The 19,871-nt window shown below is 39.0% G+C and carries 16 protein-coding genes and 1 tRNA gene; 5 read left to right on the forward strand and 12 right to left on the reverse strand.

Annotation, left to right across the window (positions count from 1 at the left end; translation table 11 throughout):
- Positions 1–155: 155 nt before the first annotated feature.
- The 5 genes from PSYC_RS07085 to PSYC_RS07105 all read left to right on the forward strand — a co-directional run bounded on the left by PSYC_RS07085 (position 156) and on the right by PSYC_RS07105 (position 6,305).
- On the forward strand, positions 156–2,483 hold the full coding sequence (locus PSYC_RS07085) for an NADP-dependent malic enzyme (RefSeq protein ID WP_041757707.1): 2,328 nt from the start codon (positions 156–158) through the stop codon (positions 2,481–2,483).
- A gap of 155 nt (positions 2,484–2,638) precedes the next feature.
- Complete coding sequence (locus PSYC_RS07090) at positions 2,639–3,826, forward strand: tRNA nucleotidyltransferase (RefSeq protein WP_011280637.1); 1,188 nt, start codon at positions 2,639–2,641, stop codon at positions 3,824–3,826.
- A 61-nt stretch (positions 3,827–3,887) separates the two neighbouring features.
- Complete coding sequence (locus PSYC_RS07095; protein ID WP_011280638.1) at positions 3,888–4,691, forward strand: pteridine reductase; 804 nt, start codon at positions 3,888–3,890, stop codon at positions 4,689–4,691.
- An 82-nt stretch (positions 4,692–4,773) separates the two neighbouring features.
- Positions 4,774–4,850, forward strand: a tRNA-Ile gene (locus tag PSYC_RS07100).
- A 183-nt stretch (positions 4,851–5,033) separates the two neighbouring features.
- A complete protein-coding gene (locus PSYC_RS07105) occupies positions 5,034–6,305 on the forward strand; it encodes a tyrosine-type recombinase/integrase (RefSeq protein ID WP_011280639.1) in 1,272 nt (423 codons plus the stop codon).
- 204 nt (positions 6,306–6,509) lie between these two features.
- Here the strand turns inward: PSYC_RS07105 and PSYC_RS07110 are convergent, their stop codons facing one another.
- From PSYC_RS07110 to PSYC_RS07165, 12 genes are all read right to left on the reverse strand, one after another.
- The gene (locus PSYC_RS07110) at positions 6,510–6,971 is read right to left on the reverse strand and encodes a CBASS system CD-NTase/cGAS isopeptidase Cap3 (RefSeq protein ID WP_011280640.1); all 462 of its coding nucleotides are present in this window, start codon (positions 6,969–6,971) and stop codon (positions 6,510–6,512) included.
- Entirely contained in the window at positions 6,961–8,730 is a 1,770-nt protein-coding gene (locus PSYC_RS07115; protein ID WP_011280641.1) for an E2/UBC family protein, read from the reverse strand. The genes PSYC_RS07110 and PSYC_RS07115 overlap by 11 nt, the downstream gene beginning before the upstream one ends.
- Complete coding sequence (locus PSYC_RS07120; RefSeq protein ID WP_011280642.1) at positions 8,730–10,034, reverse strand: CBASS cGAMP synthase; 1,305 nt, start codon at positions 10,032–10,034, stop codon at positions 8,730–8,732. Before PSYC_RS07120 ends, PSYC_RS07115 begins: the two co-directional genes overlap by 1 nt.
- Positions 10,031–11,131 carry a CBASS cGAMP-activated phospholipase gene (locus tag PSYC_RS07125; RefSeq protein ID WP_011280643.1) on the reverse strand — a complete coding sequence of 367 codons (1,101 nt, stop codon included), beginning with the start codon at positions 11,129–11,131 and terminating at the stop codon, positions 10,031–10,033. Before PSYC_RS07125 ends, PSYC_RS07120 begins: the two co-directional genes overlap by 4 nt.
- A gap of 157 nt (positions 11,132–11,288) precedes the next feature.
- Entirely contained in the window at positions 11,289–12,038 is a 750-nt protein-coding gene (locus PSYC_RS07130; RefSeq protein WP_011280644.1) for an IS5 family transposase, read from the reverse strand.
- An 89-nt stretch (positions 12,039–12,127) separates the two neighbouring features.
- Positions 12,128–14,170 (reverse strand): GmrSD restriction endonuclease domain-containing protein, encoded by a 2,043-nt coding sequence (locus PSYC_RS07135; protein ID WP_011280645.1) that lies wholly within the window; start codon positions 14,168–14,170, stop codon positions 12,128–12,130.
- A 17-nt stretch (positions 14,171–14,187) separates the two neighbouring features.
- Positions 14,188–15,684 (reverse strand): DUF262 domain-containing protein, encoded by a 1,497-nt coding sequence (locus tag PSYC_RS07140; RefSeq protein ID WP_011280646.1) that lies wholly within the window; start codon positions 15,682–15,684, stop codon positions 14,188–14,190.
- A 140-nt stretch (positions 15,685–15,824) separates the two neighbouring features.
- On the reverse strand, positions 15,825–16,451 hold the full coding sequence (locus PSYC_RS07145; RefSeq protein ID WP_011280647.1) for a hypothetical protein: 627 nt from the start codon (positions 16,449–16,451) through the stop codon (positions 15,825–15,827).
- Positions 16,452–16,546: 95 nt separating this feature from the next.
- Complete coding sequence (locus tag PSYC_RS07150; protein WP_011280648.1) at positions 16,547–16,987, reverse strand: DUF1810 domain-containing protein; 441 nt, start codon at positions 16,985–16,987, stop codon at positions 16,547–16,549.
- Positions 16,988–17,076: 89 nt separating this feature from the next.
- Positions 17,077–17,754, reverse strand: a complete 678-nt coding sequence (locus tag PSYC_RS07155) for a hypothetical protein (protein WP_011280649.1) — start codon at positions 17,752–17,754, stop codon at positions 17,077–17,079.
- A gap of 27 nt (positions 17,755–17,781) precedes the next feature.
- On the reverse strand, positions 17,782–18,873 hold the full coding sequence (locus PSYC_RS07160; RefSeq protein WP_011280650.1) for a helix-turn-helix transcriptional regulator: 1,092 nt from the start codon (positions 18,871–18,873) through the stop codon (positions 17,782–17,784).
- A 52-nt stretch (positions 18,874–18,925) separates the two neighbouring features.
- Entirely contained in the window at positions 18,926–19,783 is an 858-nt protein-coding gene (locus tag PSYC_RS07165; RefSeq protein WP_011280651.1) for a PP2C family protein-serine/threonine phosphatase, read from the reverse strand.
- Positions 19,784–19,871: the final 88 nt, after the last annotated feature.

The following is a 19,871-nucleotide window of genomic DNA, read 5'->3' on the forward strand; positions in this document are numbered from 1 at the left end:
GCAATATTGTTTTTTTTACTGATGTCTAAGCGCCGCATAGCACCCCATAACAGTCAATGTACACTTATGATCAGCTTCGATGATTTTTGAGAATTAGGCATTAGTTTGTATCACCATTTAATTTATTCCAATTTATCCTAACCATGGCAATTATTATGAATGACGATATCACTTTGAATACGGACACCCCTACCCCTAGTACGGAAAAAGAGCAGTTTGAGCAGGCTGCCTTACATTACCATGAGTTCCCCCGCCCAGGTAAAATCTCAGTCACCCCTATCAAGCAACTGGCAAACCAACGTGATCTGGCGCTCGCCTACTCACCAGGTGTGGCAGTACCTTGTCTTGAGATTCAAAGAGATCCGTCTCTTGCGGCAAAATATACCGCACGTAGCAACTTAGTTGGTGTTATCACCAATGGTACCGCAGTGCTAGGTTTAGGGAATATTGGTCCATTGGCATCAAAGCCTGTCATGGAAGGTAAAGGGGTTCTATTTAAAAAATTCGCTGGTATCGACGTTTTTGATATTGAAATTGCACAAAACGATCCGGACAAATTCATTGAAGCAGTTGCCTCTTTAGAGCCTACTTTTGGTGGTATCAACTTAGAAGACATCAAAGCACCAGAGTGTTTCAAAATCGAGCGCGAATTGCGTAAGCGTATGAATATTCCAGTATTCCATGATGACCAACATGGTACTTCAATCATCGTTGCGGCGGCGATGCTCAATGCATTGATCATCACTAACAAAAAGATTGAAGACATTAAAATCATCTGTTCTGGTGCTGGTGCTGCAGCGATTTCTTGCTTGGACATCATTTGCGCCCTTGGTGTGAATAAAAACAACATCTACGTATCAGACTCACGCGGCATTATCTCTACTACCCGTGAAAACCTTGATGAGACTAAGCAGCGCTATGCTCGTGAAACCACTGCTACGACTATTGAAGAGCTGATGGATGATGTCGATATGTTCTTAGGCTTATCTATGCCCGGTACATTGACAGAAGATATGGTTCGCCGTATGGCAAAAGACCCTATTATCTTTGCGCTTGCTAACCCAACGCCTGAGATTATGCCAGAAATCGCCCATGCCGTCCGTCCAGACGTTATCATGGCAACTGGTCGCTCTGATTACCCTAACCAAGTAAACAATGCTTTGTGTTTCCCTTATATCTTCCGCGGTGCGTTAGATGTGGGCGCGACGACGGTTAACGAAGAAATGAAAGTTGCGTGCGTACGTGCTATTGCTGCTATGGCACATGTTGAAGCGACGCCAATAAGCAACATCAAAAACGTTGAAAGTACGCCAAGCTTTGGTCGTGATTATCTAATCCCAGGACCACTTGAGCCAAACCTAATCATTGAAATCGCTTCTGCAGTCGCAAAAGCGGCAATGGATTCAGGCGTTGCAACGCTTCCTATCGCCGACATGAAAGCCTATCGTCAACGTCTGTCTGAGTTTGTCTATAACTCAGCGTTTGTGATGAAGCCTATCTTTGCTCGTGCAAAAGCCGATCCAAAGCGTATCGTTTATTGTGAAGGTGAAGACAGAGATGTTTTGTTGGCTGTCCAAGTGGTCGTCGATGAGCAATTGGCTTATCCAATCTTGGTCGGTCGTCCTTCAGTAATCGAAAATAACATTACCAAGCTAGCACTACGCTTGAAAGATGGCGAGAACATTACTATCGTCAATGTTGATGATGACCCACGCTACAACGATTACTGGAAAGGCTACTACGAGAAAAACAAACGTACTGGTGTCAGTATCGAGCTTGCTCGCCGTGATGTACGCCGCAAGACGTCTCTAATTGGTGCCCTTTTGGTTGAAAATGGCGATGCCGATGGTATGATTTGTGGTACATTCGGTCATTATCAACTGCATTTAAAATATGTCAGTAGAGTGATTAATAAAAAAGAAGGCATCAATGATTTTTATGCGATGAATGCTGTGCTCATGCAAGATCGCAATATCTTTATTGCTGATACCTATATCCATGAAGATCCGACTGCTGAGCAATTGGCTGAGATGACTGTATTGGCAACAGAGCAGTTGCGCCGTTTTAGCATCACCCCGCGTGTGGCTTTGGTGTCGCATTCAAACTTTGGTACTTCTGATCGTGCCAGCGCGGTGAAAATGCGTAAAGTACATCAATTACTAACCGAGATGAATGTCGACTTTGAATTCGATGGTGAGATGCAAGGTGATGCGGCACTTGATGAGCATATTCGTGCCAATGATTTGCCTTCGAGCAACCTTAAAGGTTCAGCAAATCTACTCATCTTGCCAACACTAGATGCATCGAACATTGCTTTTAACCTGCTTAAAACAGCAACCGGTAGCGCCTCTATTGGTCCTATCTTATTAGGCGCGAGTAAACCTGTGCATATCCTAACGCCATCAGCCACAGCGCGCCGTGTGGTCAACATGACTGCCCTTGCGGTTACTGAAGCTCAAGACTTAGAAAACAAGCAACAGTAATCGATTACGCTCTGTAAAGTGCGCAATTAAGACCGTCTCTACCGTTTTTTGTAAAGACGGTCTGCTATACTAAAACCAGCCAATACGCATTAAGCATTGGCTGGTTTTTTTGGCAAAAATTTAGGTCAATTGGCAATAAATACAAAGAGAATGTTATGCAAGTGTATCTTGTCGGCGGTGCAGTACGTGATCAGCTATTAGGGCGCCCTATTAAAGATAAGGACTTCGTCGTCGTTGGGGCAACGATTACTGAGATGCTTGACGCTGGGTTTCAGCAAGTAGGTGCTGATTTTCCTGTATTTTTGCATCCGATTAGCCGCGAAGAATATGCGCTAGCACGAACTGAGCGCAAGCAAGGTATGGGCTATCAAGGTTTTAGCATTCATGCCAGTTCTGATGTCAGCTTAAAAGACGATCTGCAGCGGCGCGATTTGACCGTCAACGCCATGGCAATAGAGGTTACTAGCATAACCGACGATACGCCAATAAGTGGTGATGTGATTGATTATTATGGTGGACTGGACGACATAAAAAGCAAGAGTTTGCGCCATGTCTCAAGCGCCTTTAGCGAAGACCCTTTACGGGTACTGAGAACGACACGCTTTTATAGCCGCTACTACGATTTGGGCTTTACTATCGCTGATGATACGTTAGCCTTGATGCGTGAATTGGTGAATTCAGGAGAGCTTGCTCATTTAAGTAGCGAGCGCATTTGGCAAGAATCGAGCCGCGCGATGATGCAGCTCTCCCCTCAGGTGTACTGGCAGCAGCTATTTGATATCGGCGCCCTCACAGAGCACTTTACGCCATTACATCAGGCTTGGAATGATGTTCAGATACGAGAAATGGTACAGACAGCGCTATATTTTTCTGGTCAAATGCAATTAAACTTATCGCAGCGTTGGGCGCTATTGATGACTAGCCTTCGACCATCGATATTTAATATTAAACCTAGTGATTTAGTAGACTCCGAGGCAGCGATCTCTACCAAGCGCATTATTGACATAGGCAATATGGCTAAAGTACCAAAATCTCATACCCAGTTTGCCAGTTTATTCGTACAACAAGTGGAAAAACTAACCATTGTCAGTCATATTACGGCAGCTGAAAAAATAGACCTTATTCAAGCTTGTAGCGCCCATAAAGCGCCGGAAAAACTATCGCAGCTATTGGTCACCAGTCAAGTATTGCAGTTAGCCATACAGCACTGTCAAATGATGTTGGCATTGAATAGCTTCCACGCTATTGGTATGCAAGATATTGACCAAAACCTTAAAGGTCCAGCGATTGGTAAAGCCTTGCGGCAATGCAGAATTGAGCACTTACAAACGCAAACAGCCTGACTAAAAATAGATTCAATATCTCGTTAAAAAATCAAAACCATATCCTGATTAAAACCCTACTATGACTCAAACACTCAAAAACACTCAGCCTATGACGACATCTGCGCCTGTCATGCTTGTCACAGGCAGCGCTAAGCGTATTGGCGCGGCGATTGTTCGTGCAGCTCATCGGCACGGTTATCGCGTCATTATCCATTGTCATCATAGTGAGCAAGAGGCAAATGCATTAGCAGATGAGCTGAATGATACTTGCGCTCATAGTGCTGTGGTTATTATCGCAGATTTGGCAGTGGTGAATCAGGGAGACACTCTCAAGAACCTGACTCAAACTATCATGCAGGCATTTGGGCAACTAGACATACTGGTACATAATGCCTCTCGCTTTTACCCCACTCCCCTTGGCAGTATTCGTCATGACCAATGGGATGAGCTGCTCTTGACCAATGCCAAAGCACCATTGTTATTAAGCCAAGCGCTATACCCTTATCTAAAAATGCAGCAAGGCTGTATTATTAGTCTGCTTGATATTCATGCGCATGATAAGCCGTTTACCAATTATACGGTCTACAACATGGCAAAGGCAGCGCATCGGATGATGGTGCAGTCTTTAGCGCTGGATATGGCGCCTAATGTACGTGTTAATGGTGTCGCGCCTGGAGTCAATATTTTACCCGATGCGGATAGTGATCAAGCACTTGATAGTCAGCAGCAAAAAAGCATTGTCGACTCCATTCCTATGCAGCGAATAGGTACACCTGCTGACATTGCGCATAGTGTGCTCTATTTGGCACAAGCCAGTTATGTTACAGGTGAGATAATAACCGTAGATGGTGGGCGCAGTTTGACGCTAGCTGGTGGCAATTAGCGACAATGAATCAAATAGTATGCCCTTCTTGCTAAGTTTTACTTGAAAATATATAAAAATCAGGTATTATTGTGCGTCTAAAGGGCCCATAGCTCAGTTGGTTAGAGCAGAGGACTCATAATCCTTTGGTCGTAGGTTCAAGTCCTACTGGGCCCACCACATATCAAGAAAAACAAAAACCCTTACAGTCATTGACTTGTAAGGGTTTTTTATTGTTTAAAATTCATGTGAACGCATTGATGTAATTAATTTTTTGATACTATCTTGATACTTTGACCCTTGTAGTAATTAAAGTATGATGACTACTAACACTATGGTTATGTACTGCTGCATGGGTGATATATGAAAGTTAAACTTACCAAAAAACTTATTGATTCAGTAGACTATACCGCTAAAGGTACTGAAATCTATATGGATGATGTATTAACTGGTTTTGCGCTACGCATAGGCAGGCAATCAAAGCGCTATACATTGCATAAGCGCATCAATGGAAAGCTGTATAGAGATGAAGTAGAAGAGACACATCTAATTACGCTAACTGAAGCACGTGAAAAAGCCAGCATAATGATGGCAAACATAAAAAAAGGTATGCATGTTTACGATGGTCTTCACGAGAACTTAGAAGATCCGAAAAATAAGACCAATAATGTGCCAACACTGCAAGAAGCTTATGACTACTTTAAATCAACGAAGACTGGCTTAGCTAAAGGCACTATTACCACTTATGACCGTCAAATAATACATAAGCTGAAAGACTGGCTAAATATCTCACTAAATGATATTACTAAGTCAATGATAAGTGATAAACATAAGGAAATAAGCAAGAATAGCGAAGCTCAGGCTAATGCAACTATGAGAGCTCTGAGATCAGTTTGGAATTATTGCCGTGATAGCTTTTTAGGTGATGACGAAGACTTTTTAATCAAAGAGCAACCTATACGTATACTCAATGCTAAGAAAGACTGGAATAGAGTTAAGCCACGTACCAAACATATCGAAGAAGAATATATAGGTATGTACCTTAAAACGCTTTTAAATTATGTTGATAGAAGCTCACACATGCAAGCGCCCCATAGCAATAATGCACGAGATATCATGCTATTTTTTATGTTTACTGGTGTGCGTTTAAACGAAGCGCAGTCTTTAAAGTGGTCTGACATCGACCTTAAAGCTGGCAGGATAATATTCAAAGATACCAAAAACGGTTCTGATTATCATATGCCTACTAGTAATATTTTACAGGCCCTACTCGAAGAAAGGTGGAGAATGAGTTCTGGTAAGCAATGGGTGTTTCCAAGTGACTTGCAAGCCAGCGATGATCATATAAAAGACTTAAGTGGTAGTTATAAGGCCATAGGTAATCAAGCAAACCTATATATTACTCCACATGATCTGCGTCGTACTTTTGGAACGGTAGCCAATAGCTTAAATATCAGCTATCCAGTCCTTAAACGCTTGCTCAATCATCGTGAAGCTAAATCAAGCGATGATGTTACCCTACAGTATGTTCAAGTGTCACAGCGGCAACTAAGAGACGCTTTAAATTCAATAGAGTCTTTCTATTGTCAGCATGCTGGCATGACACAAGATGAAATAATCATTAAATTTTACTAACCTACTAAAATTTCAAGAAGAGCTCTTTGAAAATATCCTCAACTGATTTAGTAAGAACGAGCCGTGATGGATTGGATGGTGACCAGTTATTATCTAGGCAGAAATTTTAGCGCCTTAATCTTTTACAGATAATAGTATAAACCTAGAAGCAGACCCATTTTTTAGACTACTGAATAGTTTGAAATAAATATTATTAGTAAAAATTCAAACCTGCTTTAGCACTTCGATATTGTCTTGGATTTTCTTACCTACCCAAAAATCTCTCCGACCTGCAATAATCAATATTAACGGATCTGATGATTTTAGGTTTTTATGCCAACTACTATAATCTGTCATCGATGGTTTTGGTACATCTTCTGGATGTGTGTGCCACTCACCTAAGTATTGCCACTCTCCATTATTCTTTTTAAAAGCGTCATCAACCACCTTTTGGTGATACTTACTCACACGATCCACCATGAACCGGCTCCTAATGTCCCATGGACTAGGCTCAGATACCGTTTTAATAACGATATGAACGTCTCTACGTTCACCAATTAGAACCCCGGCACTCTCGGGGCTAGAATCGCTTAATTGACGGTATGAGGTCAATATATTGGCAACGCCAATGGAAATCACAACTAATGATTCATCTTGAGCTTGGAACACAAGTTCCTTATCGACCATTGCAGATATCACAAAAGGCTTGTTTACTAATCCAAGTCGTTCTTTTACTTCGACTGCCCATGAAGAAGATATGTTCTTTATAATTCCAATCTCTTTTGTGCTCCAAAGTTGATAAAACCGCTTCTTGGATCAAAGCTGCTGTCACAACACTCACAGCTGCATCATAGGGTGTGTATGTATTACCACATGAGACTTTTTTTTCTGGTATTCCATTAAGCTTCTCGAAGCGCTTATCATTTCCATTTTTATAGAATCTTTCATCTCCGCATAGACAATTATAACAGCCGTCCAAGCTATCTATAAATATCTTCGATGCAACTCCATTGCCATCATTGAAAGCATGAATAATAACAGGCTTTTTGACTCCACCTAATTGACGCAATAAGTAAGCTAGACGTTTTGAAATTGGTGCACGACCTGTCGCATCAATAATGATGTCATAGGCAGTCAGCTTATTTAGTAAAAATTCAAATTTTCGTGCATGACCTTGAATATTTGTTGTTAAGTGCGTAGAGCTATCAAGTCGCTCTTTCATTGCAACAGCTTTATTTTTCCCAAAATCACGACTTGATAAAGTGTGGCGACTGAAATTTTCAGGTCCAAATTCGTCTGCATCATATAGATCAAAGACTTTCTCCCCCATACCTGCACCAGCTCGTATCAATAGCTCAGCTGCGTATCCTCCAACTGTGCCACAGCCGATCAAAGCGATTTTTTTTGATCTGAGATCACCAATTTCAGGTTTAGAACGATTCCTTGTTAAAATTGTTTCTTTATCAGCTTTCTCAAATGAAATTCTTCTAAATTTTAAGAAGGCGTATTTACCCATAAGAACAGAACTAGCTCGTTTAAAATTAAACTTTCGACCTGATTTTCCTAATTTTTTATGGTTCGCATATGAGTTAAATTGTACTGCATTAAGATTCAAATCTAGGACCACCCCAAACGTATCCTGCTTATCAATATCTAAGAAGATTAAGTGTTGTTTAGATAGATTTTCTACAAAATATCGAACCAAGTTTGTTTTAGCGTTGTGATCAACTTGAGATAGCCATTGGAATAGCTGTGCGGCATCCTGTGGTGGCCATTGTAAACCTGATAATCGAGTGGGTCTGATTTTTAAGATGAATGAATTCAACGTTTGAGAATTCTGTTGAGATAGCCCTCTCTGGTTTAACCATTTTTGATGAATATCCTTGTCATGTTCGCCGTGTATGGTTAATTCTCGCCCTTTGGAGCCATCAATATATTCATTGTTGGTTAGATAAGCGTTGTGACCATTCAAAGATAGATAGTCTGTAAGGACGTATATCGTTTGTTCAGGCTTCCAATATGAAACGAATTCACCCTCAAACTCAGCTTGATCTATTTGCCCATTTTGTAAGGAACTGATGGCAGTATTTAAGGTATTTTGAACTTGCTCATCTACTGCTCTATATAAAGCATTCAAGTTATTTGGATTCCAATCCGCTTCTTTTTCTTCTACATAGCACAGATACCCACCACTGTTAATATGTGGTAATAAAACCTGTTCGATTTTTTTCGGTTTTTTGAGGACCTGCGCTCGTGGTAATGTTGTATATAGGTCGTCACCAAATACGAGTGCAACATTGAAAATGCCCTCACTTGTCTTATAGTCTTTGACATAAATTGGACGAGTAGTAGGAATACTATCGAAAAAACTGATAGATTGACGTTGACTATTTTTTAGGTATTTAAACCCGCAACTCAGCATAGTTTGATGTAATTCAGACATCATTAGGCACTTTTCATCGATTTGCTAATAGTCGTAGATGACTTCGCTTGAGTAGGTCCGCTTTCATAAGCCGGTGCAGCTGCTTGCGATACAATGAGATCACTATTGGTTACACGATTGCCATACTCAGAATTTAGAGTGTTCAAGGCATCTTGTTTTGTTTGTGCGTCATATGCTGCTTCAAGTGATGATGCAAGGTCTTCCAACTTCGATATAGTTTCTGTATGCTTTTTCTCATGATCGTCAATATGTGGGAATAATGGACGTTCATCGTTTGAGTCAGGACTTTCAACGCCGCTGCGGAAAACAATTGGGAGTTCTTTTGCGACCGTTAGCATCATTGAACCGAAATCTTTAGTATCCAATTCAGTTCTGTCAGCAATATCTACAATTGCTGCCATTAATGAAATGGACGATGGGCCATTACCCTCTTGCCAATCAGTGGCATCACGCCAAGCTTTGATGACACGACAGATTTTTCGCAAATGCCGACCATTACGTTGGCAAGCATCTTGGAACCATAGGTGCACATCTTTAGGGTCGCTTTTGATCCATTTTTGGTTATCGATACGGACAGCTAAATTCACACAATCAGCATCAAGTTGATCATATAGAGCATGGTCAGCAACAGATAAGCTGTCATATGATTCTATAGCAATTCGTAGGCTTTCTGCCTTTTCTAACAGCACCTCTTTTTCTAGAAATTTTTCGTATGGAATGGCATACATTGGTACATCAATATGAACGTTACGAGCAGAAATTTTTATTCGACCACACATTTCTTTAGGTTCAAATGACCAACCACTTCGTTCAGCTGCTAATGAATAAAGTGAAGCGTCAACCAACAGTAATAAAAGCTTGTGACCGATTGCCGGTTTATCTTCAAAGAACATCATTGGAAGATAAGCCCCGTCATCAATATCCATTTCTTGAGGTGGCGTTCTATATGGACGGTTTAGCGTGTCATACGCGAAACTACCTTGAGTCCAAAATCGAGGATTAAGCTTCATAAATTCTGCTTTGAGAATATCGCTCAAACCTATCATCAATTCAGCTAAAATTTTCTGGTCTTCTGGTTTCAGATACTTGAATTTAGTGTCTACAAACTCCGTAAGTAATGAAGCAGCTGAGAGATAGTTTTTCGATAATTTCACTAGCTGTTTTGCTTCGTTAAATGTATCTCGTATACGTACACGAACAATTTGACGCAAAGCTTTAAGGGATTCTTTTTCACCATCAGAAAGAATGATTTGACCCAGCAAACCTGATTCGCGATTGGTGTAGTAACTGTGAAAATTCCAAGTCATGCTGATGCTCCATTACTATGAGATTTGACAAACGGTTTCGCTGTTTTTAAGAAGAAATCGCGTAATTCTTTAACTTCGCTGTATCTCTCAGCACCCAATTTTTTTCCCATACCTTTTAAGGCATTTAAGCTACTCTGGGATGCATTATCTAAAGTAATGTCAGAGGACGCTTCGTTTGGAATGGTTTCATCAATTTCAACGTAATTATTGGAAATACCAAGCACTTTTAGTTCCCGTAGCAACATAAAACGCTGTAAGTGTTGGTTAGCAGTCATAGTAATTAAAACAAGACGCTCCCCCATTCCCCATAATCCTAAGTAACCCTTCGAGCATTTTTTAGATAACGTCTTGGGACCAATACAGTAATTCTCGCTCAAAGTACCAATATTCAGAATTTTCACATCTTTAGGCTCTGCATTCGGGAAGTCATCTTTCATATCTATCAAGACTTCACGAACACCTATAAAACTAGGGTTATTAGAAACTAATCCACCATCAACGAAATAGTGATTCAGTTTACTAATGAAATGTGGTTTAAAATAGGTTGGTGCAGCTGATGTAGCCATTGCCGCATCAATCAATTTGATTTCGCCATCAAACGTAAACATGGGATTATGTGGTGTTTTGAAAAATTTTGGTTTACCAGTGGAAAGGTTCAATGACGTAATCATTACTCGGCGCTCAAGGTCATCGAACTTGATATTGTCACCGATCATACTTTTCACAGTCTCGTATAAAGGATCACTTCTGTAGATTGGATAAAATAGTGTGATCAATTTCTTGAATCTGAAACGTCCTACAGGGAAAATATCAGGTGCACTTTTTTCAAATACTTCCTTTAGTTCTCGCGCACTTTTACCACTTGCCAATCCAAGTGCCAAAACACCACCAATAGATGTACCGGTAATCAGGTCAAAGTAGTCACCAATTTTGACATTTTCACGTTTTTCACGCTTTTCAATGATTGATTCAAGTTCGGCAAGCAACGTAATAGTAAATAGCCCGCGTACACCCCCACCATTTAACGCTAAAATTTTAATTGGTTCTGAGATTTCTAAAAGTCCATCCACTGGCTCAGTTTTTTCTAGTGTTGCCATATTGTTCTCATTTTTATATATTTTGTTTTTATATTGTGTCGGAAATATATATCTCAAGGATTAATATCAAGGATTAATATCAAGGATTAATATCAAGGATTAATATCAAGGATTAATATCAAGGATTAATATCAATTAATTAGGGTCTGTTGAACATTCATAATTTCAACCAAAGATAAGCACAAGCAAGTGCCACCGTATTCTCATAACTCTGCTTGAGCTTATCAAATCTTGTGGCAACCGCTCTGTAATGTTTTAGCTTAGCGAAAGCATTTTCTACTAAGTGGCGAGTTTTGTACAAGTGCCAGTCCATATGGTTGTTGGTGGACTTAGTGTTTCGTCTCCGAGGGATGTTATTGAAGCAACCCGCTTGTTTGATATGGGTTCGTAACGCATCAGAATCATAGCCCTTATCAGCGCATAGAATGTCTGTATCGCTTAAATCCTTATCAATTAAGTCTGGTGCCACCTTTACATCATGAGTGGTGCCATCTGATAAGATAAAAGTGATGGGGTTGCCATGAGCATCGACCGCTAAGTGAATCTTGGTCGCGCGTCCTGCCACACTTTTACTAATACCTTGCATGTTCTCATGACCAATACTGCTGTGCTGATGCGCTTTAATATGAGTGCCATCGATAAAGACCCACTCACAGTCTGAGTCTTTGATTAATAACGCAAATAGGGCAATGAGCTTATTACTACGAAACCAACGCTGGTAGGCTTTGTAGACAGTATTGGGCTTACCAAAATGCTCGGGTAAGTCACGCCAAGGGCAACCAACGCGCATCCGATACAGCACACCTTCAACCGTATTTCTAAGATTCCCTTTGTCATAGATATTGAGTTCTAGTAAGATAGGTTTTAGTCTTGTCCAGTGTTCATCTTTGAGTATTGTACGAGGCATAGCGAACGAGATCTTTTTTGTGTGAGAACTTAAAAATTACTCGTTTGCTATTTTTTTGTCAGCAATTTATTCCCAATGTTCAACACGCCCTAAGCTATACGTTTTAATTTTTGTTCTATATCTTCCTGCAGGATTTTGACCATATCATATCTATGTGAATCGATATTCTTAATGTTCCAGTTTTCTTGAGCAGTTTGCATCATTAACTCTAACTTTAGACTCAGAGGCGCCATTCTATTACGTTGGCTGTTTAGTATCTCTGTCTTCTGTCTAGGAGTATCGTTACTTAATGATGAATTCTCACTGCTACCCATTAAACATAGGTTGCCAAAACTATGCAATTTAGCTTCAGGTAATATCTCATTGATTCTAGAAGTCTGAGGTGAGAAGTGCTCTTTAGAACTCTTGAAACTAAATCTAAATTCTTTTTTCTTCGGAATAGAAACATTGCTGTCTTTCCATAATAAATAATCTAAGTAATTAAAAACAAAAACAGCAACCTTGTCATACCCTAAGTGACTTTCAAAATCATGATTTGGATCGCTTAGTTCATATGGTAGTACACTGAGCTCTGCACAATCAGCATACATAAATTTTGAATAATCATTGGGTTTAGCTATCAGGTATCGGTTCGCCATGAAAGCTTGCGCAAGACTTTCTAAAAACCCTAAATAATTTTCTGCATTAATTGGTACTGAGGACTTATCTTGGCTTAACCAATACAGTACTGCAGATAACCAATTTTTGCGAGAGTTGGTTGGGTAAGAAACATGAAATGCTGATATAAGCATCAAGCAAGATAACGTACTATCATTCAGATGATCTTCGTCACCACTAAAACTATCTACATAATTGCTTGAGCTGCTCTCATACAATTTATAGCGCTTTAAAGCCCAACTTTCTCTATTACTAGCATTATCTCTTTTAATAATATAACGATCAAAAAGATAGCGAGTTTTGAGCAAAGTGAAAATAAACTCCTTTACTTTAATAGCTTGTAGATCTTTGAAATTATCAAATGCTGAGAGTAGACTTTTATCATCTAATGCCGGAAGTTCCTGAATAGAATTTGATGGAGGGTTATGATAAATACGCAGTACATGCATTAAAAAGTTAGGAAAATCTATTACACTATCAAAACGCTCTTGTTTAATATCTCGAGTATCAGTTATTCGTTGTTTATCTGGCTTATGTATTGCACCTTTATCAATAGAGGTAGTTAACGATAATGGTTCAATTTTATTATTCTCTCCGTCAGAACTATTCTTATAATCTTTACCCAAAACGGCAATTGCAATCTTATCAAAGCTATCAATTATAAAATCTTCTGCACTTGAACCAAATATCGCTTTTCGTTCAGCAACTGAAAAACCTGTTTGCACATAACTATTCATATCTGCGCAGGCAAGCCACACCTTTTGGAGGGTAGCCATAGCTATGTCTTTGTTATGTAAATCACTTTCTTGGATAATAGACAGTAGGTGAGCTTTAACAACCTCATGCTTCTCTAACTGTTCACCACGATTATTCATCACTTCAAAGTAGTGAGTAACATCAGTATTTTTTGGTACTGTTATTCTAAAAATTTGAACATTATTTAATAGATAACTCGCAAAAACTTCTAATTTATTTTCCTGTTTAAATGTTTCTGAAATCACTCTTTCGATAATTTTAAAACCATTGAATATTGAGCTGTTAAACTCCTTACTATAGCTAGTTTCAATCAAATTCGAAAATATATTATCAGTACTGGTTTGACTATTAAATACTTCAAAAAGTCTATTTACAGCTAAATCTGATTTTGGTCGACTTTCAAAACATAAATTAGGTCGCTTATATTCAGGAAAAATTGAGGGAAGTCGATATTTTAAATAACACGCAAGCAAGCTTAAAGTTGTGAAACGTTGCTGTCCATCTAGTATTTCAAAATAATCTGCTCGTTTGTGTACTACTAGACTGCCTAAATAGTATGTTTGAGAATTACCTTTTAAAGAAAAATCCTGAATATCATTTATGAGCTGTCTAATTTGAGCCTCTTCCCAGTCATAGTTACGTTGATAAACAGGAACTCTGTAATTATCTTCGTTGAGTAGTGTTTGTATTGTCAGGCTATATTCTTTGTTACTACTCATTTTTTTATCCTTTTTTATTAAGTTGGCAGGTAGCCAAGCTTTGTAAACAGCTCTTTGATACCCTCAACATTCGTTACATCTACCTTTTTAGGCTGTGGTAAGGGTTTACTCAAGAAATCGACGGAAGATAATGATTGCTGTAAACGCTCAAATAAATTATCTGTCCCAATATGCTTTTCAATACTTTCTAAGTAAACACTTTTCTTCTCTAAACGTAATGAATAAGCCCAAATAAATATATATTCTATGGCTCGCGGTAAATTATGACTTCCAAAACGATCGTAGTAGCATAGGACCAATGCATCAAACATACGCCGTACATATTGGTCGCCTCTTCTTGAGCGTCCCTTGTAAGAATACTCAGGCAAGTCGGTGTTAAGCACTAGAAAAATATTAAATGCTGTTGGTCTTTTTGCTACTTCTTTAATAGATGTGCCTGTCTCAGTGTGATGACAACTTGTTATGGTATAGAGCCATTTCTGAGAATCGCTATCTATAGTTTTATTCAATAATGGCTGGATCATCTCCTGATAATGTGTAACCCACTCAAAAAAACGGCGTCCATTAATTAAGGTTTGAGTTAACTGAAATGGGTATGCCATTGCTTGTTGATCAAGTAACCGATGTGAATGATGATTATAGCTGTCGACCGTATTGTGAACTATTCTTAAGTTTTCTTGAAAAGGATAACTATCGCTATCTAATTTCATACCTTTGAATACATTAACCTCAGACTTAGAGAAGTGCACAGCTTGCTTTCCAAAACTCCAGCGGCGAATAGGGTAAAGATAGTTAGCAAATAAAACCTCTAAACTTTTAGTATTTTGCTGCTCCCAACATTCAACAATGTTCTGTTTTAAAAGACTTTCAGAGTCAGGGAACTCGCGTAAATGGAATGCTTTTAACAAGTCGTGAGGGTTTAAATCAAGTCCACGTGCATTTTGTGAGTCGAAGAACTGAAAAGCTTCTGATAAATAATGAAGTGTCACTTGAACTACTTCACAATGATTAAGTAGAAAATCTAAAACTTCAGAAGTAAATTCTGGACTGTTCACATGTCTTCTAATAAGTTCATAGTTTCTACTTAAATTTTGCTGAGTTTCACTACAGTCAGGGAGCTCTATTTCTAAAGGTGTAAAACTATTAAACTGCTCTGTGAACCTGTTTGACTCAAGAGCTGATTTCATTATTAACAGCAACGTTAATGTACGTTGCTGACCATCAACTAAGTCAGCATTTGTCTGATGACTTCCGTTATTAACATATTGGTGTAAAACCACAGTTCCTAAGCGATAAAAATTATCTGGATTATCAGGACTGCCTAACCTATGGCCAATTCTTTTACACTGGTAGTACAGATCTGACAATAAATCAACTATGTTTTTTGCTGTCCAGCGATAAGGTCGTTGATAGACTGGTATTACTAATTTCTTATCTAAATACTCTTTTTTAGATAAAAATTCTGAAATTTTTATTACTTTGTAGCCTGCACTATTAACATTCGATGGGGTCATTAATCTATACCTATTAGATTTAAATTTTTTCTGCTACTAAGACTACATAGCTATATTGTTTTTTATTATTCAAGTGCAACTCTAAGATATTTAAAGGTAACAATAATTAAAATTAAATGGTTTTATATAAATAGTACCAGCTAAGCCAAAGCATAAATCGCTTTTAAATGAAAAGTATTGAGCTCATCAGTCATACTTGAGCGGTAATATATAGATTCACCAATATTAGATAAAAATCCTTCAACAGCATCTGCTACGTAAGCAAAAGCTTCCATTGGTAAGCTTTGAACGCTCTCCATTCCAATAAACAACCCTTTAGTATGGCGTGCTGTCGAAAGTTGATTCACTAGCTTATGTGTTGTTACTTTTATTAAATCTGAGTCAGATTCACCTGTGGCATTTGCCTGAATGAACTGAAATGAATTGCCACACTCAAACAGATTTTTGATATCTACAACATCTATGCCAATAATTGTGCTTGCAGAGTTTACATCAAGTAGTTTAATGACATTGTTTACTTCATCTGGCTGACATCTAATAATGCCCTCTATAATATCTAGGTGCTCAAATTTATTATTGTCTGTCTGCAAGCCTAATAAAAACCAAGCCCCTGATTTCTCTTTTAGCCCTAGTAGCGCCTGCTCATCCCAACTATCGCTGATAATAAAACAACCAATAGTAGACTTAGGATAATGATCCATAGTTTGTCGATATAGAACAGCACTGGGAATATCATCTATGTACGAGTCGTCAAGCTGGTATTTCATAGTTATATCCTCTGATAATTAATAGCTTTAATGCAGTTAAAAATATTAAATTTTGGCGCTAGTTAAATCTCATTCGGTTTTGTTTGGCGCTGTTATTAACCACTCAGTTGCTTTAGCATTTTCATAGTGCTTATATCATAACTGCCTGCGTAGAACTGATACAAAAGTTGCTCAAAAACACAATCGTTACCAGCTGCAAAGGCAAATAAAGTTAGCGAAGATTGTAGCTTTAGATTATCCGGTGTACCAAAGATATCTAAAGCGCTTTTATCAGGATGCAGCAGCAGTAATTCAGCACACTCTATTAATCGTGCTCCAAGCACCTCATGCTGCAAATACGCTTTTGCTTGCTCCAGACTCTCTATTCCAAAGCGTCGAGCTCTTACACTGTGCCCTAACCCTTTCACTTGTGGAAAAATAAACCACATCCAATGCGTACGTTTATGACCTTGGGTCAGCTCTGTAATAACCGATGGATAAATCATATCTTGAGCTTGGATAAAATCATCAAATAAACTTTTATCTATCGTTGTCATTTTCTGCACTCCTTGCGATTTAATTAATGAGCGTTTGCCTACCTGACACGCTCACAGCGTGAATAAATCCATGTATAGTCAATACTAGGCTAACCAGCCACATATATCGCTCCCATCCAGCAATGGTCAGACTTGTCAATCATCCTATTACCGTAAAACACTTCTGAATCGTCAGTAATCCAGCTTTCAATCGCAGTTGTGACGCTAAAAAATTCATCAAGAGATAACTTATGATTACGTTCAATATGAAGCATCATATACTCAATACTAAGACCTTTAGCAATTTGATTGAGCAGATGATTAGCGGCACTCTTTACTTGTTCTGGGTCTGGTATGTCCGTTACCCTAGCCTGTATAAACTTGGCAGGCTTCTCAGCCCCACAGGATTTCTTGATATCATTAACATCTATACCAACTTTATCCCGATCAGATAGTACTGATTCAAATACAGTTGTTACCTGCCCGACTTCATCCGCTTTGCAAATAATAATACCGTCTATAACCTCGAATCTATCAATGTGCTTATCTGTGGTTTGTAGCGCAAACAATGTGCCCAAACCTGTTTGCTGTTTTAACGCTAGCAGTGACTGTTCATCCCAGCCATTTTCTATAACAATAAACCCAACCTCAGACAGGCGATAGCTATCTGCTTGTGGCCTATATAAAGTAGTTAAAGGTATGGGCTTTATCTGAAGCTCATCATTACACTCTTCGTTAATATCGTTTTTTAGAGTCTGTTTATCTTCAAAGATACTATCTACTGTCATACCTGGTTCCTCTTTAAAGTGAAATCATTAATTACTGTTATAAAGCTGCATCCCACTCTCTAGACGCTCAAAAATAATTTTTTTTAACGCCAAGGGTTCAATCACGACAGACAGCTGTGACATACTCACCAGCCAGTCTTGTAAGCGCTGAGTATTAGCAACCGTAGCGCTGACTTGATTCCAAGTATCATCTACAATAGTAATCTGTTGATCTTTCGATAGTGGACGCTCATAAAGATGCTGACAGGCGTATTTCTGTACTTTTAAAACCAAGTTGATTTCAATATTTTTACCAAACTCTAGCTTGCCCAGCTTCTGTAAGCTATCTAATGTAAAAACGTCACGCCCTACCCAGTCTGGTATTGGCTCATCTATGACTACTGCCTCGGTAATACGGTTGACTGCAAAATTGCGATGCTCCTCTAACAGTTTATTATCATCCATATGATCATCTACTGAATTAAAACCTGTGAGGTAGACCATATTGTCAATAAAAATCAGTCCTTTGGGATATACCACTCTTTGAGTTGGCTGTCCTTCCCATTTGTTTTGATAGCGTATTTGTAATGGACGACTCTGTAGCAAAGCTTGATGGATACTAGAAAGCACGTCACTATCAAGCTTTGGTGCTTGCACGATACTAGGTAAGGTTATGAGATGATCTTGCCATTGCCCTAACGGACTTTGGTGAAATTTATCTTTGTCTTGTCGACGTAGTTGAGTGAGCTGATCTGTGATACTTTGCTTAAAAGACACTGGCAAATAGTTTGCGGTATATTTATCCAGCATCTCCCAAAAGAACACTGTTTGCTCGTTAATGATATCGATACTAAAGCTGGGTTCAATGTAAAACCGTGCCGTCTTGCCGCTGATATTCTTGCCCCATGCTGGCACCCGGATTAATGCATTACTATAGAAGATATCGTTAAAGATTTGATTTAAGCCAATCAGATCGTTCTCTAAGTTTTTACGCTCATTTGTATAATTATCAGGATCATCACCGTAGTTTTGCATAAGCTCTGTCAGTGAAACAGCATCAGCTTCACTCCGAGGTAAACATTGATATAAAGCAAATAGACGTGCTGACTTTGTATAGCTGGCAATGGGATATGTGGGCATATTGGTTGCTCTATTAAGTGATAATTTATAACTTCATTATTAAAACAAACATTCAATCAAAACGAACCAATATTGCTGTGCCATTATCATAGGCATTGCCATCGGAGTCATAAACTTGGTTCTTAAGAGCAATTAGCCAATCCTGTAAATTTGTCTCAGCCTTGACAGGTTGCCATTTATGACTCGGTACTAAGTCATGGATACCATCTGTACAAACCACGATACAGTCGCCACTGTTAATATCGACCTTACGCGAAATACTTTCTGGTGCTTCACAGCTTAGATAACCGTCATCGGCGGTTAACGCAAAGCATTCAGTAATGATATATAAACTACCCGCCATCCCTTCTCGGTTATAGTCTGCAAACGCCGCTTGCCGACCTTGTTCTTGTGCCTGCTGGTCAATGAGTTCATTCAATAGATTATGATCTCGAGTCAGGCACTGCCATTGTGACGCACCTTTAGACAGTCGATAAACACGACTGTCACCTACATGCGTTATCGTCGCCTTTACTGTGCCATCACTATTTAACTCTCCGATAACCATAGCTAGTGTTGCCGCGGCACCATGACGCTTGGATGGATGCTTGGTTTGATTAATCAGCTGATGAATACTATTTGAGCTGATACTCTTCTGATCGTTCCATAACCGTCTGATTGCTTTTACCACCGCCTTTGAGCAGTGCTGCGAGTGATGAGAGCTTGCCACGCCATCAGACACTGCTAAACAAAATGGTAATGCAACTGGTGTCACTGCCATCACACCTAAATCTTCTTGATACCAATTATCTAAAAAGAAAAAGGCATCTTGTTGCAGGTTATTACTTGCATTGCCTTGAAAGGTAATTACACAGGCTTGCGCTATCGCTTGAGTAGGATTTGGATTGTTATTATTATGATAAATTGTCATGACAACTTGCCTATATTCTTATTCTATAAACAAGTATAGCGGACAACCTAGCATTTTATTTTCTAGGTTTTATATTATTTTAAATTTT

Origin of the sequence: Psychrobacter arcticus 273-4 (genome assembly GCF_000012305.1) — a bacterium.
Taxonomy (GTDB): domain Bacteria; phylum Pseudomonadota; class Gammaproteobacteria; order Pseudomonadales; family Moraxellaceae; genus Psychrobacter; species Psychrobacter arcticus.